This window comes from Actinomyces sp. AC-20-1, from assembly GCF_023369555.1.
Classification (GTDB): domain Bacteria; phylum Actinomycetota; class Actinomycetes; order Actinomycetales; family Actinomycetaceae; genus Actinomyces.
Genome location: NZ_JACJVC010000010.1, coordinates 72,818 through 87,832, shown reverse-complemented (window position 1 = coordinate 87,832; position 15,015 = coordinate 72,818). Strand labels below are relative to the sequence as shown.

12 protein-coding genes are annotated in these 15,015 nt (G+C 73.3%); 8 read left to right on the top strand and 4 right to left on the bottom strand.

What is annotated here, in order from left to right:
* Nucleotides 1–302 precede the first annotated feature (302 nt).
* The 7 genes from lipB to H6X67_RS07455 all read left to right on the top strand — a co-directional run bounded on the left by lipB (nt 303) and on the right by H6X67_RS07455 (nt 7,431).
* The gene (gene lipB, locus H6X67_RS07485; RefSeq protein WP_249368922.1) at nt 303–995 is read left to right on the top strand and encodes a lipoyl(octanoyl) transferase LipB; all 693 of its coding nucleotides are present in this window, start codon (nt 303–305) and stop codon (nt 993–995) included.
* A gap of 88 nt (nt 996–1,083) precedes the next feature.
* A complete protein-coding gene (locus H6X67_RS07480; protein ID WP_249368923.1) occupies nt 1,084–2,133 on the top strand; it encodes a lipoyl synthase in 1,050 nt (349 codons plus the stop codon).
* A gap of 64 nt (nt 2,134–2,197) precedes the next feature.
* Nucleotides 2,198–2,920, top strand: coding sequence for a DUF4191 domain-containing protein (locus H6X67_RS07475; protein ID WP_249368924.1), 723 nt, complete (start codon nt 2,198–2,200; stop codon nt 2,918–2,920).
* Nucleotides 2,921–3,135: 215 nt separating this feature from the next.
* Nucleotides 3,136–4,560, top strand: coding sequence for a type I glutamate--ammonia ligase (gene glnA, locus H6X67_RS07470; protein ID WP_249368925.1), 1,425 nt, complete (start codon nt 3,136–3,138; stop codon nt 4,558–4,560).
* 156 nt (nt 4,561–4,716) lie between these two features.
* Nucleotides 4,717–5,658 carry an ABC transporter substrate-binding protein gene (locus H6X67_RS07465; protein ID WP_249368926.1) on the top strand — a complete coding sequence of 314 codons (942 nt, stop codon included), beginning with the start codon at nt 4,717–4,719 and terminating at the stop codon, nt 5,656–5,658.
* Nucleotide 5,659: 1 nt separating this feature from the next.
* On the top strand, nt 5,660–6,634 hold the full coding sequence (locus H6X67_RS07460) for an amino acid ABC transporter permease (protein ID WP_249368927.1): 975 nt from the start codon (nt 5,660–5,662) through the stop codon (nt 6,632–6,634).
* Nucleotides 6,631–7,431 (top strand): amino acid ABC transporter ATP-binding protein, encoded by an 801-nt coding sequence (locus H6X67_RS07455; protein ID WP_311765853.1) that lies wholly within the window; start codon nt 6,631–6,633, stop codon nt 7,429–7,431. Before H6X67_RS07460 ends, H6X67_RS07455 begins: the two co-directional genes overlap by 4 nt.
* Nucleotides 7,432–7,568: 137 nt before the next feature.
* Here the strand turns inward: H6X67_RS07455 and H6X67_RS07450 are convergent, their stop codons facing one another.
* From H6X67_RS07450 to H6X67_RS07440, 3 genes are all read right to left on the bottom strand, one after another.
* Entirely contained in the window at nt 7,569–8,207 is a 639-nt protein-coding gene (locus H6X67_RS07450; protein ID WP_249368928.1) for a histidine phosphatase family protein, read from the bottom strand.
* A 149-nt stretch (nt 8,208–8,356) separates the two neighbouring features.
* Entirely contained in the window at nt 8,357–11,824 is a 3,468-nt protein-coding gene (locus H6X67_RS07445) for a bifunctional [glutamine synthetase] adenylyltransferase/[glutamine synthetase]-adenylyl-L-tyrosine phosphorylase (RefSeq protein ID WP_249368929.1), read from the bottom strand.
* A 13-nt stretch (nt 11,825–11,837) separates the two neighbouring features.
* The gene (locus H6X67_RS07440; protein ID WP_249368930.1) at nt 11,838–13,169 is read right to left on the bottom strand and encodes a glutamine synthetase family protein; all 1,332 of its coding nucleotides are present in this window, start codon (nt 13,167–13,169) and stop codon (nt 11,838–11,840) included.
* 267 nt (nt 13,170–13,436) lie between these two features.
* Here H6X67_RS07440 and panB point away from each other — a divergent pair, with 267 nt between their 5' ends.
* On the top strand, nt 13,437–14,225 hold the full coding sequence (gene panB / locus H6X67_RS07435) for a 3-methyl-2-oxobutanoate hydroxymethyltransferase (RefSeq protein ID WP_249376288.1): 789 nt from the start codon (nt 13,437–13,439) through the stop codon (nt 14,223–14,225).
* Nucleotides 14,226–14,259: 34 nt separating this feature from the next.
* Here panB and H6X67_RS07430 read toward each other — a convergent pair whose 3' ends face one another.
* Nucleotides 14,260–15,015 carry a histidine phosphatase family protein gene (locus tag H6X67_RS07430; protein ID WP_249367295.1) on the bottom strand — a complete coding sequence of 252 codons (756 nt, stop codon included), beginning with the start codon at nt 15,013–15,015 and terminating at the stop codon, nt 14,260–14,262.

Here is a 15,015-nt window from a genome sequence, read left to right as displayed (position 1 = left end):
GGCACGCGGGGCGGCGCGGCCGCGGCGCAGGCGAGAGGCCTCTCGGGAGCCGGCCCGGCCGGCGGCCCGGGACACGAGCCGGGAGGCGGTCCGGCTGGCGGGTCGGGGGGCGGTGGTCTCGGCTGCGCTCATGCCTCATGCTCGCCGCGGGCAGGGCCCCGGCGCCAGCGTCCCCGGCCGCCCTGTGGACAACCTCGGGACCGCTCGCCCGTCGAGCAGCTCGCGTCCCGGTCAGGACCCTGTGCACGCCCCTGCGCGCGGCCCCGGCCCGGGAGCGCGGGCGTGCCGCCTAAGGTGGGGGCGTGCAGCGCATCGACGTCGGCCTCGGCTCCCGCCTGGTCCCCTACGAGGAGGGCCGGGCCCTGCAGCGCCAGGTCCACGCGGACGTCGTCGCGGGCGAGCGGCCGTCCTGCGTCATCGTCCTGGAGCACGAGGACGTCTACACCGTCGGCCGGCGCGCCCACTCCTGGGAGCGTCCCGCGGGCGCCTTCGTCGAGCCCGGTCACGTCCCCGTCGTCGACGTCGACCGGGGCGGCAAGACCACCTGGCACGGTCCCGGCCAGCTCACCGTCTACCCGGTGGTCCGGCTGGTCAGCCCCATTGACGTCATCCGCTACGTCCGCGCCCTCGAGCAGGCCGTTATCGAGGTCTGCGCGGGCCACGGGGTGGACGCGGTGCGGGTCGAGAGGCGCTCGGGCGTGTGGGTGCCGGGTGAGCGCGGGGCGGTGGACCCGCGCCGGCGCACCGAGCGCAAGGTCTGCGCCCTGGGGGTGCGCGTGGCCCGTGGGGTGACGACGCACGGCATCGGCCTCAACGTCAGCCCGGACCTGGCGGTCTTCGACCTGGACCGGATCCTGCCCTGCGGGATCGACGACGCCGGGGTCACCTCCCTCGAGGCGGAGACGGGCACCCGCCTGCGCGCCGCGGACCTGGCGGACGAGGTGGTGGCGGCGCTCGAGCGCTGCCTGTCCCCGCTCGTGGCGGACGCCACGTGAGCCCACGCCCAGAGCATAGGCCTTCAGTCCTACATGCCCGGCTGTGAGGCATAGGATCGGGGCAGCCGACCAAGACGAGGAGAGCACCGTGACGAGCACGATCGCGCCCGAGGGCCGCCGGCTCCTGCGCGTGGAGGCGCGCAACGCGCAGACCCCCATCGAGCGCAAGCCCAAGTGGCTGCGCACCAAGGCCATCGTCTCCGAGACCTACCAGGAGGTCCGGAGCATGGTGAGGGACAAGAAGCTCCACACCGTGTGCGCGGAGGCGAACTGCCCCAACGTCTACGAGTGCTGGAACGACCGCGAGGCCTCCTTCCTCATCGGCGGCGAGATGTGCACGCGCCGCTGCGACTTCTGCGATATCGCCACCGGTCGCCCCACCGCCTACGACGAGGACGAGCCGCGCCGCGTGGCCGCCTCAGTCGCCGAGATGCAGCTGCGCTACGCCACGGTCACGGGCGTCGCCCGCGACGACCGCCCCGACGGCAGCGCCTGGCTCTACGCCGAGGTCGCCCGGCAGATCCACGCCCAGCTGCCCGGCTGCGGCGTCGAGCTGCTGGTGCCGGACTTCAGGGGCAACCGCGACGCGCTGGAGGAGGTCTTCTCCTCCAGCCCCGAGGTCTTCGCCCACAACCTCGAGACGGTGCCCCGCATCTTCCACCGCATCCGGCCCGCCTTCTCCTACGAGCGCTCCCTGTCCGTCCTCGAGCAGGCCTCCGACGCCGGCCTGCTGACGAAGTCGAACCTCATCCTCGGCATGGGCGAGACCCGCCAGGAGACCGAGGACGCGATCCGCGCCCTCGTCGAGCACAAGGTCGACATCCTCACCATCACCCAGTACATGCGCCCCTCCAAGCTCCACCACCCCATTGACCGGTGGGTCAAGCCGCAGGAGTTCCTCGAGCTCGCGGACTTCGCGGAGCAGGCCGGGATCCCGGCCGTCATGAGCGGGCCGATGGTGCGCTCCTCCTACCGCTCCGGCCTGCTGTGGAGCCGCGCCATGAGGGCCAAGGGCCGCCCCATCCCGGCCCAGATGGCCGCCCTGGCCCAGGGGAGCACCGCCCGCCAGGAGGCGGCCTCCCTCGTGGCGCGGGGCCTGACCGGCGACGAGCCCGAGACGGTCGCGGCGAGCGCCTGAGGCGCGTCCCCAGGTGCGCCGCAGGTAGTGGCTGCGTGCCGCGTGTCGGCTATGGTGGACCACCGTGAGCAGCACCCAGAGCCCCACCCCCAAGAAGAAGCGCCGCTTCGGGCAGTACTTCCAGAACCTCAAGGACGCCTACACGGTCTCCCGCCGCACCTTCCCCTGGATCGGCTGGGCCCTGGGCGGTGTGCTCGTCGGCGTCCTGGGCCTGTCGGCGCTGCTGGCCGTCCTCACGAGCCAGTCCTTCGTCTACTGGCTCGTCATGGGGCTGCTGCTCGCCTTCATGGTGGACATGCTCCTGCTCAACCTGCTCACCCGGCGCGCCTCCTACACCCAGATCGAGGGCATGCCCGGAGCCGCCAAGGCCGTCCTCGACCAGGTGGGGCGCGGCTGGTACATCGAGTCCGAGCCCGCCGCGATCAACCCTCGCACGCAGGACGTCGTGTGGCGCATGGTCGGCCGTCCCGGCATCGTCCTCGTCGTCGAGGGGCCCAAGGGCCGCACCCAGAAGATGGTGGCCGATGAGACGAGGAAGATGCAGCGCTTCCTGTCCACGGTGCCGCTGCACGTCGTCAACGTCGGCACCCAGGAGGGGCAGACCCGCCTGCTGCACCTGCAGCGCACGCTGCGGCGCCTGCCCACCAAGCCGGTCAAGCTCACCGACGCCGAGATCACCCAGGTCGCCAAGCGGCTGACCTCGCTGGGCTCGAAGGCACTGCCGATCCCCAAGGGCGTGGACCCGCTGCGCGCGCGCCCGGACCGGCGCGCGATGCGCGGGCGCTGAGCGCCCCGGTCCCGCACGTGAGGAGGGCCGCCCACCCCGAGGGGGGGGGCGGCCCTCCTCACGCGTGCCGGGCGGCGCGCCGGTGGGCTCACGCGCGAAACACCCAGGACACACGCGCGGCACCTCGGCGACACCACCCTCCCCTACGGTTGCGCCATGCGGCGCCGAGCCCGAGAGGCTTTCCCGGCCCGCCGAGCACCCGACACGGAGGACCCATGTTCCAGGACGCAGCAGAGGCTCAGGCGTACATCGAGAAGGAGGACGTGCGGATCATCGACGTCCGCTTCTGCGACCTGCCCGGGGTCATGCAGCACTTCACGATCCCGGCCGAGGCCTTCAACCCCGAGGCGCTGACCGAGGGCCTCATGTTCGACGGGTCCTCCATCCGGGGCTTCACCGAGATCCACGAGTCCGACATGAAGCTCATCCCGGACGTCACCACGGCCTTCATCGACCCCTTCCGCTCGATGAGGACCCTGGTGCTCACAGCCTCCATCGTCGACCCCTTCACGGACGAGGTCTTCTCGCGCGACCCGCGCTCCATCGCCGCCAAGGCGGAGGCCTACCTGCGCTCGACCGGGATCGCGGACACCTGCTACATCGGGGCGGAGGCGGAGTTCTACCTCATGGACTCGGTGCGCTTCGCCTCCAGCCCGCGCGGCTCCTTCTACGAGATCGACTCAGACGAGGCCTCCTGGAACACGGACCGCGTCGAGGAGGGCGGCAACAAGGGGTACAAGACCGCCTTCCAGGGCGGCTACTTCCCCGTCGGCCCCACGGACCAGAACGCGGACCTGCGTGACGAGATGGTGCGCGTGTGCCAGGAGGTCGGGCTGGAGGTCGAGCGCGCCCACCACGAGGTCGGCGCCGCGGGCCAGCAGGAGATCAACTACCGCTTCAGCTCCCTGATGGCGGCCGGTGACGACATGATGAAGTTCAAGTACGTCATCAAGAACGTCGCCTACCGGGCGGGCAAGACGGCGACCTTCATGCCCAAGCCCGTCTTCGGCGAGGCGGGCTCGGGCATGCACACCCACCACTCGCTGTGGAAGGACGGGGCGCCGCTGTTCTTCGACGAGCGCGGCTACGGCCAGCTCTCCGACCTGGCGCGCTGGTACATCGGCGGCATCCTCAGGCACGCCCCGAGCCTGCTGGCCTTCACCAACCCGTCGGTCAACTCCTACCGCCGTCTGGTGCCCGGGTTCGAGGCACCGGTCAACCTCGTCTACTCGGCCCGCAACCGCTCGGCGTGCATCCGCATCCCGGTCACCGGCTCCTCCGCCAGGGCCAAGCGGGTCGAGTACCGGGTGCCGGACCCCTCGAGCAACCCCTACCTGGCCTTCGCCGCGGTGCTCATGGCGGGCATCGACGGGATCCGCAACCGGATCGAGCCCCACGAGCCCATTGACAAGGACCTCTACGAGCTCGCGCCCGAGGAGTACCACGACATCGAGAAGCTGCCCGGCAGCCTCGACGAGGCCCTGGAGGCCCTGGAGGCGGACAACGACTACCTCACCGAGGGCGACGTGTTCACGCCGGACCTCCTCGAGACCTGGGTCCGCTACAAGCGCGAGAACGAGCTGGCGCCGCTGCGTCAGCGCCCGCACCCCTACGAGTTCGAGCTGTACTACGACCTGTGAGCCCGGGCCGGTCCGGGTCCTCGGGGCCCGGACCGGCACCCGGCTCAGCGCAGCGCCGCGTGAGAGCCCTCACATCGGGGCCCGGAGCCCCACCCGAATGCATACATATGACTTCGGGCGGATAGTATGTGGGCGTTCCCAACCCAAGGAGCACCCATGCGGACCTCCCACCTCAGGCGCGCCGTCGCCGTCGGACTGTGCCTGTCACTGCCCGCCGCCGTGACCGCCTGCACCCACGCCGAGGACTGGAGCGCCCAGTCCGGCACCGGCACCTCCACCCAGGCGCAGGGCTACGACGTCTCCGGCATCCAGCCCCAGGCGGACATCATCGCCATGCTGCCCGAGGGGGCCCTGGCCGACGGCGTCTTCGACGTCGGCGCCTCCACCGACTACGCCCCCGCGGAGTTCCTCAGCCCCACCGGCGAGGCCATCGGCTACGAGGTCGACCTCGACCACGCCATCGCCGCCGTGCTCGGAGTGACGGCCAAGGTCCACACCGCCGAGTTCGACTCGATCATCGCCTCCATCGGCTCGCGCTACGACGCCGGCGTCTCCGCCTTCACCGTCACCCGCGAGCGCACCGCCTCCATGGACATGATCTCGATCTCCAACGTCGGCTCCCGCTTCAACGTCGCCGCCGGCAACCCCGAGGGCGTCGACCCCAGCGACCACCTCAACCTGTGCGGGCTGTCCATCGGCGTCCAGACCGGCACCTACCAGGAGGAGGTCCTCAAGGACGACTCCGCCGCCTGCACCGAGGCGGGCCTGGAGGCCATCAAGATCCGCTCCTACTCCACCAACTCCGAGGCCACCACCGCCCTCATCGGCCGCACCATCGACGCCGTCTACTCCGACTCCACGGTCGCGGGCTACGCCGTCGAGCTCACCGGCGGCCAGGTCGACACCGTCGGCGAGGTGGAGGACGCCCTGCCCCAGGGCATCGTCCTGACCAAGGACGACCCCCAGTTCAACGCGGCCGTGCTCGCCGCCGTCCAGTACCTCATGGACGAGGGCATCTGGGCCGGTATCCTCGCTGCCTGGGGCGTCGAGGACGCGGCCCTGAGCACCGCCGTCCTCAACCCCGTCGTGGAGGAGTGACATGAGCACCGTCACCGCGCCCGAGCAGCAGGACGCCCCCGTCCAGCTCAACCACCTCAAGCCCGTCCCCCGGCCGGGCACCTGGCTCAGCGCCGCCGTCGTCCTCGTCCTGGGCGCCATGCTCGTCAACGCGCTGCTGACCAACGACAAGTTCCACTGGGGGACCGTCTGGTTCTTCTTCCGCGAGGTCCGCGTCGTCCAGGCCGTCGGCATCACGCTGCTGCTGACCTTCATCGCCATGGCCATCGGCATCGTCCTGGCGGTGACGACGGCGATCATGCGCCAGTCCTCCAACCCGGTGCTGCGCTGGGTCGCCCTGACCTACCTGTGGCTCTTCCGCGGCACCCCGATCTACACCCAGCTCGTCTTCTGGGGCGCCCTGTCCTCCCTCTACCAGTACCTCAGCCTCGGCGTCCCCTTCGGCCCCGAGCTGCTGACCTTCAAGACGACGACGGTGTTCACGCCCTTCGTCGCCGCGATCCTGGGGCTGGGTATCAACGAGGGCGCCTACCTGTCGGAGATCGTGCGCTCGGGCCTGGCCAGCGTCGACGCCGGGCAGAGCGAGGCCGCCGGGGCGCTGGGCATGAGCAAGGGCCAGATCCTCAGGCGCATCGTCCTTCCCCAGGCCATGCGCGTCATCGTCCCGCCCACGGGCAACGAGACGATCTCCATGCTCAAGACGACCTCCCTGGTCCTGGCCGTGCCCTACACCCTGGACCTCACCTTCGTCACCAACGCCTACGCCTCGACCACCTACCAGACGATCCCCCTGCTCATCGTCGCCGCCCTGTGGTACATCATCATCACCTCGGTCCTCATGGTCGGTCAGCACTACATCGAGCGCTACTACGGCAAGGGCTTCGACGGCCCCGCGGGCCCGGGCGGCAAGAAGGCCCGCAGCCTGTCCGCACGCCAGCAGGCGATCCTCGACTCCGGCACCACCACATCCGATCCCTTCCTGGAGGTCACCCCGTGAGCACCCGTCCCTCAGAGGCCGTGACCCCCAAGGTGGAGATCACGGGCCTGCACAAGTTCTTCGGCGAGCTCCACGTCCTCAAGGGCATCGACCTCACCGTCCGGCCCGGCTCCGTCACCGTCCTCATCGGCCCCTCGGGCTCCGGCAAGTCGACGCTGCTGCGCTGCGTCAACGAGCTCGAGCCCATCGACGCCGGGCGCGTGCGCGTCGACGGCGAGCTCATCGGCATGCGCGAGGAGGTCAAGGCGGACGGCAGCATCGTCCTGCACGCCCTCACCGACCGCCAGCGCGCCGCCCAGAGGGCGAGGATCGGCATGGTCTTCCAGCGCTTCAACCTCTTCCCGCACATGACCGCCCTGGAGAACGTCACCGAGGCGCCGGTCCAGGTCAAGGGCATGGGCAGGGCAGAGGCCAGGCGCCTGGGCCTGGAGCTGCTCGAGCGGGTGGGCCTCGCCGACCGCGTCGGCCACTACCCCTCCCAGCTCTCCGGCGGCCAGCAGCAGCGCGTGGCCATCGCCCGCGCGCTCGCCATGGACCCCGAGCTCATGCTCTTCGACGAGCCCACCAGCGCCCTGGACCCCGAGCTCGTCGGAGAGGTGCTGCAGGTGATGAAGGACCTGGCGGCGGACGGCATGACGATGGTCGTCGTCACCCACGAGATGGGCTTCGCCCGCGAGGTCGGCGACCAGCTGGTCTTCATGGACGGCGGCGTCATCTGCGAGTCCGGCGACCCCGTGACCGTGCTCGACGACCCGCAGCAGGAGCGCACCCGCGCCTTCCTCGCCTCCGTCCTGTAGGGACGCGGCGAGGCCTCCGGCCCCTCCCCGGGCCCTCCCTCACGGACCGCCCCGGCCGCCTCGACCCGGCCGGGGCGGTCCGTCCTGCTCAGGGGCTGCTCGGGGACGTCTCAGGCACGGCCCGGGCAGCGGCAGGGTCAGGCGCTCCAGGCGCCGTCGGCCCAGGAGCGCAGTGCCCACCCCCGCTCGGGGTCCCCCTCGACGAGGGTGACGCCCGCGTTCGCCATGGGGTGGTCCGCGACCCAGGCGGGATCCACACCCGCGCCGGGGGCCGCGGCCAGCGCCGTCCACAGGCGCAGGACGGTGCCGTGCGCGACCAGCAGGGCGTCGGGGCGCTCCCCCGCCCGCCCGGCGGCGGCCTCGCGCACCACGGCGTCGAAGCGCTCGAAGGTGTCCTGCCCGTTCTCCGGCGACCCCGGCAGGCGGGCGTGCAGCCGTCCCACCATCCAGGCGCGCGTGGTGTCCGTGTAGCACAGGACCGACTCCCGGTCCGTGCGCATCTCCAGGTCGCCGGCCAGGACCTCGCGCAGGCCGGAGCGGATGCGGGCCTCGAGGCCCGTGACCCGCTCGACGGGGGCGATGGTCTGGCGGGCCCGCTCGATGGGCGAGACCCACAGGGAGCCCACGGTGCCGAGCAGCCCGGCGGGCAGCCGCCCGGGAAGGGACTCGGCCTGGGCCCGGCCCACGTCGTCCAGGGCGTTGCCGGGGAAGGCGGTGTCCAGCGCCCCCATGACGTTGGCGATGGTGCGGCCGTGACGCACGAGGATGAGCTTCACGGCCCCATCCTGCCAGGCCCCGGCGTCCCTGCCCCCACCTCCTCGGTTTGCGCTCGAGCGCCCTGGGGTTTTGGCGTACGTTCGAGCGCAAACCGAGGATCTCGAGGAGGGGATGAGCGCAGGGGCCGTGTCAAGGCAGTCAGGCCCCGTCAGGACCAGGGGTAGGGGCCGCTGCGGCGGCGCGCGCGCCCCGGCGCGGGTGGCAGCCGTGTGCCGCCCGGGGCCGGCGCCGCGCCACTGGCCCGACCCGCCTGGCGCGAGCGCGGCGCGGTGGTCGGCAGGGTCCTGGACGGGTCCGCCGAGCCCACAAGCGTCGAGGTCGCCATGGTCGGCGAGGCGGGGTCGTCGGGAGGCGCCTGGCGGGCCCCGAAGACCAGGCGCTCGACCACAGGCCGGGCGTGGCGGGCGGCGCGCCGGTACAGGTCCTCCAGCTCGCGCTCGCGCCCGGGCTCCAGGCCCAGCAGGCGCCCGACGACGCGCACGTCGCGCGGGTCGGAGGGCAGGACGTCCGCCCTGGCCGCCTGGGTCCTGCCCGTGCCCACGACGTTCGCGGCCCGCACCCGCGTGGCCAGCAGCCAGGCCTCGCTCAGGACACCGGCCTCGGCGCTGGTGAGCAGCCCGGCCGTCCGCGCCGCCTCGAGCGCCTCGAGCGTGGAGGTGGTGCGCAGCGCGGCCACGCGCCCGGCGTGGGTGAGCTGGAGGACCTGGACGGCCCACTCGACGTCGGACAGGCCGCCGGGCCCGAGCTTGAGGTGGCGGCGCGGGTCAGTGCCGCGGGGCATGCGCTCGGACTCCATGCGGGCCTTGAGACGGCGCACCTCGCGCAGGCAGGACTCGTCCGCCCCCTCCTCCGCCCAGCGCAGGGGGGCGATGAGGGAGAGGAAGGCCTGCCCCAGCGCCCGGTCGCCCGCGCAGGGCCGGGCGCGCAGCAGCGCCTGGCGCTCCCAGGCGCTCATCCAGCGCGCGTAGTAGCCGGCGTAGGAGGCCAGCGAACGGCTCATCGGCCCCTGCCGGCCCTCGGGGCGCAGGCCCGCGTCCGCCTCGAGCGGGTGGGGGCGGGCGTCGGCGAGCAGCCTGAGGACCGTGCGGGCGACCGCCTCCGCCTCCTGGGCGGCCTCGTGCTCGTCGGCCCCCGGCACGGCCTCGTGCACGAAGAGCAGGTCGGCGTCGGAGGAGTAGGTGGTCTCCCGACCGCCGAGACGGCCCATGGCGATGACGGCGTGCCGGGCCCGGGCCGCGGGCCACCGGCCCTCGTCGTCGGGCCCCTCGAGCCCGCCGCCCTCGCGGTCGGCGAGCACGAGGGCCAGGGCGGTCTGCAGGACCCCCGCGATGGCGGCGTCGGTGGCGTCGGTGAGCACGCGCGCAGTGCGGCGCGGGTCCAGGCCGTCGAGGGAGTCGGCCAGCGCCGCCCGCAGGAGCTCGCGCGAGCGCAGCGACATGACGGCGTGCACGGCCTCATGGGCCTGCCGCTCACGGTCCTGCTCGTCCTCGGCGTGGCGCACGCGTCGGTGCAGCAGCCGCGAGACCTCCTCCTCCAGGGCGCCGGGCTCGCGCGGGACCAGGTCGGCGTCGTCGTCGAGCCAGGCGATGGCCTCGGGGCGCTCGGCCAGCAGGTCCGTGGTCCAGCGGGCCCCGGAGAGCACGTGGCACAGGCGCCGCGCGGCCGAGGGCGAGTCGCGCAGGGTGGCCAGGTACCAGTGCGAGCCCCCGATGGCCTCGGACAGGCGCCGGAAGGACAGCAGCCCCGAGTCCGGGTCGGGGCCGTCGGCCAGCCAGCCGATGATGACGGGCAGCAGCTGGCGCTGGATGGCGGCCCGGCGGCTGACGCCCTCGGTGAGGGCCTGGATGTGGTGCAGGGCGCCGTCGGGGTCGAGGTAGCCTCCGGCGGTCAGGCGCTCGCACGCCGCCTGGGCGGTCATGGTCATCTCGTCGGCGGTCAGGCGCGCGGCGGCCCCCAGCAGGGGCCGGTAGTAGATCTGCTCGTGGATGTCGCGCACACGCCTGCGGGTGGCCTCGAACAGGGCCCGCAGGGTGGCGGGCTCGGCGAGGCTGCTGTGCTCGAGCGCGCGGTGGACGGCCGGGTCGCTGCCCGCCACGGTGCCCTCGCCGGGAGGGGGCAGGACCCTGCCGATGCGCCGCAGGTCCTCGTCGCGGGTGGGCAGCTCGTGGGTGCGGCTCAGGCGCAGGAGCTGGCTGCGGTGCTCCAGCAGGCGCAGGACCCGGTAGTCGGCCGCCAGGGCCGCCGAGTCCTGCCGGGAGACGTAGCCGCCCGCGGTCAGGGCGTCGAGGGCGTCCAGGGTCCCGGGCACGCGCAGGGACTCGTCCCCGCGGCCGTGGACGAGCTGGAGCAGCTGGACGGTGAACTCGACGTCCCTCAGTCCCCCGGGGCCCAGCTTGATGCGACGGTCGGGGGTACCGGGGCGGTAGGACTCGCGCTCGACCCTGCGGCGCATCGCCCGGGCGTCGTCGACAAAGTTCTCGCGCAGGCTGGCGCCCCACACGAAGGGGGCGACGGCCTGCTCGTAGGCGCGGCCGAGAGCCCGGTCCCCGGCGCAGGCGCGGGCCTTGAGCAGGGCCTGGAACTCCCAGGAGGAGGCCCAGCGCTCGTAGTAGGCCACGTGGGAGGCCAGGGTGCGCACCAGGACGCCGTCCTTGCCCTCGGGGCGCAGACCCGTGTCGAGCGGCCACAGCGCCGGCTCACCACCGGGGGCCGAGACCACGCGGGCGAGCTCGAGGGCGAGTGCCGTGCCGGCCTCGAGCAGGTGCGCCTCGTCCGGGGCACCACCCGACGGCCCGGTCCCCGCGCCCTCGGAGACGGGGCCGACGACGTAGACGACGTCGACGTCGGAGACGTAGTTGAGCTCGCGCGCCCCGGTCTTGCCCATCGCGATGACGGCCAGGGCGACGTCCTCGCAGGCGGGCCCGACGGCGGCTCGGGCGACGGCGAGGGCGGCGTCGAGGGCGGCGTCGGCCAGGGCGCTCAGGCGGGTGGCGGCCGTGCTCACGTGCGCGACGGGGTCCGTGCTCGTCAGGTCGTCCGCGGCAACGCCGAGCAGCTCGCTGTAGTAGGCCGCGCGCAGCGCGCCCTTCGCCGCGGCCACGGGCCGGTCCCGGCTCTCCAGGGCCCGGGCAGTGACGGTGGCGAGCCGCTCGTGGACGGCGGCGGCGAAGGCGTCGTCGTCGGCCTCGGGGGCGCGGGCCGGGCTCAGCGCCCGGGTGCTCCCGGGGTGGGAGACGAGGAAGTCGCCCAGGGCGCGTGAGGAGCCCAGGACGGCCAGGAGCCGGTCCAGGTGCACGACGCCGGGGGCCGCCTCCTGCTGGGGCGCCGCCGCGCTGCGCAGGAGGGCCTGCAGGCCGCCCCGGGTGCTCCCGTCGCAGGCCGCGAGCAGCCGCAGGAGGGTCAGGAGCGCGAGGTCCGGGTCCGCGGTGCGTCCCAGCGCCTCGACGAGGGCGTCGGTGTCGCCGTCGAGGCCGAGACCCGGCTCCTCGAGGCAGGCCTGGGCCCTGGTGGTGTCCGTGAAGCCCGCGGCGAGCAGCCGTGAGCGCGCGCTCCTCGTGCGCGGGCCGCCCAGGGAGCCCGCCGGGGGACCCGGTGCGCGCGTGCCTGCGGCCTCCACCGTGCCTCCCGGGTCAGATCCGGGGGAAGAACTGGGAGAGCTCGAAGTCGGTGACCTGCGCGTCGTAGGCGCGGTACTCGCGGCGCTTGTTGCGCATGAAGAACTCGAAGGCGTCCTCGCCCAGCGTGTCGGCCACGAGGTCGGACTCGCTCATGGCGCCGACGGCGCGCTTGAGGGAGGTCGGCAGGGCGCCGATGCCCAGCGCGGCGCGCTCGGACTCGGACAGCTGCCAGACGTCGTCCTCGGCCTCCGGGGGCAGCTCGTAGCCCTCCTCGATGCCCTTGAGGCCGGCGGCGAGGATGACGGCGAAGGCGAGGTAGGGGTTGGCGGCGGAGTCGATGCCGCGGTACTCGATGCGGGCCGACTGGGCCTTGCCCGGCTTGTGGTTGGGCACGCGCACGAGGGCGGAGCGGTTGGCGTGGCCCCAGCAGACGTAGCTGGGGGCCTCGTCGCCGCCCCACAGGCGCTTGTAGGAGTTGACGTGCTGGTTGGTGACGGCGGAGATCTCACTGGCGTGGTGCAGGAGCCCGGCGACGAAGGCGCGGCCGGTGGCGGAGAGCTGGTACTGGGCGGTGGGGTCGTAGAAGGCGTTGCGGTCGCCCTCGAAGAGGGAGAAGTGCGTGTGCATGCCGGAGCCGGGCTGGCCGACGAAGGGCTTGGGCATGAAGGTGGCGACGCAGCCGGACTGGATGGCGACCTCCTCGACGACGGCGCGGAAGGTCATGATGTTGTCGGCGGTCGACAGGGCGTCGGCGAAGCGCAGGTCGATCTCGTTCTGACCGGGCCCGCCCTCGTGGTGGGAGAACTCGACGCTGATGCCCATCTGCTCGAGCATGAGGATGGCGTGGCGGCGGAAGTCGTGGGCGGTGCCGCCGGAGACGTGGTCGAAGTAGCCGGCGTGGTCGGTGGGGGTGATGCGTCCGTCGGCCTCGCGGTTGACGAGGTAGAACTCGATCTCGGGGTGGACGTAGCAGGTGAAGCCGGCCTCGGCGACGCGGGCGATCTGCCTCTCGAGGACAGCGCGGGGGTCCGTGCGCACGCTCTCGCCGTCGGGGGTGAGCACGTCGCAGAACATGCGGGCGACGCCGTTCTCCCCCTCGCGCCAGGGCAGCATCTGGAAGGTGGAGGGGTCGGGGGCGAGCAGCATGTCGGACTCGTAGACCCGGGTCAGGCCCTCGATGGCGGAGCCGTCGAAGCCGATGCCCTCCTCGAAGGCGCTCTCGACCTCGGCGGGGGCGATGGCCACGGACTTGAGCTGGCCGAGGACGTCGGTGAACCACAGGCGCACGAAGCGGATGTCGCGCTCCTCGATGGCGCGGAGGACGTACTCCTGCTGCTTGTCCATGGTGGGCCTTCCTGGCGGGGACGCTGGTACCTGTCCCTATCATGCCGTGCGCGCGCGTGTCGGTGGCGTTGCGCGCGGCATAAGGTGAGAGCCATGACGTCACCGGCAGGATCCTCCCCTGAGCCCCTCCCCCCCTCCTCCGCTGCCGCTGAGGAGTCCGTCCCCTACGGCTCCGCCGTGCCGGGCGCCCCGACGGCGCCTCCCTCCCCCGCCCCGGTGGCGGGGGCCGCGTCGGGCTCGGGGGGCACGGGGACGGCGCCCCGCCGGGTGCGGGTGCACCACCTGGCCCAGTGGCGCCAGGAGGGCCGCAAGCAGGTGTGGCTCACCGCCTACGACGCGCTCACCGCGCGTGTCCTGGACGAGGCCGGCACGGACGTGCTGCTCGTGGGCGACTCGGTGGGCAACGTGGTGCTCGGCTACGACTCGACCCTGCCGGTCGAGCTGGAAGAGATGGTCGCGGCGACCCGCTCGGTGGCGCGGGCGGTCAGGCGCGCGCTGGTGGTCGCGGACCTGCCCTTCGGCTCCTACGAGGCGGGTCCCGAGCAGGCGCTGGCCTCGGCGGTGCGCCTGGTCAAGGTCGGGGCGAACGCCGTCAAGCTCGAGGGCGGGCGCCAGCGGGCGGCGACGGTGCGGGCGCTCACTCAGGCCGGGATCCCGGTGGTCGCCCACGTGGGCTTCACCCCCCAGTCGGTCAACGCGCTCGGCGGCTTCCGGGTCCAGGGCCGGGGCGAGGCGGCCGCCGAGGCGATGGTCGAGGACGTGCGCCTGCTCGCCGAGGCGGGTGCCGTCGCCGTCGTGCTGGAGATGGTGCCGGAGCCGGTGGCGGCGCGTGTGACCGAGGCGTCCCCGGTGCCGACCATCGGCATCGGCGCGGGGGCGCGCTGCGACGGCCAGGTGCTCGTGTGGTCGGACATGGCGGGGATGACAGACTGGACGCCGCGCTTCGCCCGGCGCTTCGGCGAGGTGGGCCAGGCCCTGCGTGAGGCCGCGCAGGACTACGGCGCGGCGGTGCGCTCCGCCTCCTTCCCGGACGCGGAGCACTGGTTCGCCTCCTGAGCACCGCTCCTGGGGGCACGGCCCCGGCGCAGGCTCAGGATCTCGCCGGCCCCTGAGGGCCGAGGGCCTGCTCGACGGGCCCGGGGCGGCTGAGGTCCACGGGCACGAGCTCCACGCCCTGGAAGGCGCCGTCGAGGTCCAGGCTGGGGAAGGTGACGCCCTGGCCCGCGGGGTCCAGGGCCCAGGCCAGCAGGTGGGGGTCGCCGTCGGTCGCCGTCGGGTCCACCTCGATGGTGGTGACCGAGCAGTTGGCCATGGGCGCCAGTGAGAAGACGCGGGTGCCGAGCCAGCGGGCGGCCAGGGACATGATGGTCATGCCGTGGGAGACGACGAGGACGTCCTCGTCCACGCGGCCCGAGGCGCGCATGTCGGCCAGGACCCGGGCCAGGCCCGCGTCGATGTCGGCGAGGTAGTCGGTGGCGGCGATGCCCCCGGGGGCGCCGGGGTGGGTACCGGACAGGACGGCCGGCAGGTGGTGGACGGGGTCGAGGGCCTGGCGCATCTGCTCGTCAGGGCCGCCGTCGTAGACGCCGTAGTCGTACTCGCGCAGGCCGGTGACTGTCAGGAGCGGGGTGCCGCGGTGGCGCTCGAGGAGGATCCTGGCGGTCTCGACGGCGCGGCCCTGGGGGCTGGTGTAGGCGCGCCTGAGGGGCACGTCGGCGAGGTAGTCGCGCACGGCGGCGGCCCCGTCACGGCCCTCTGGGGTCAGCGGCGAGTCGCAGCGGCCCTGGGTCCTGCGGGCCTCGTTGAGGACGGTGCGTCCGTGTCGGACGAGGTGGATGACGCTCAC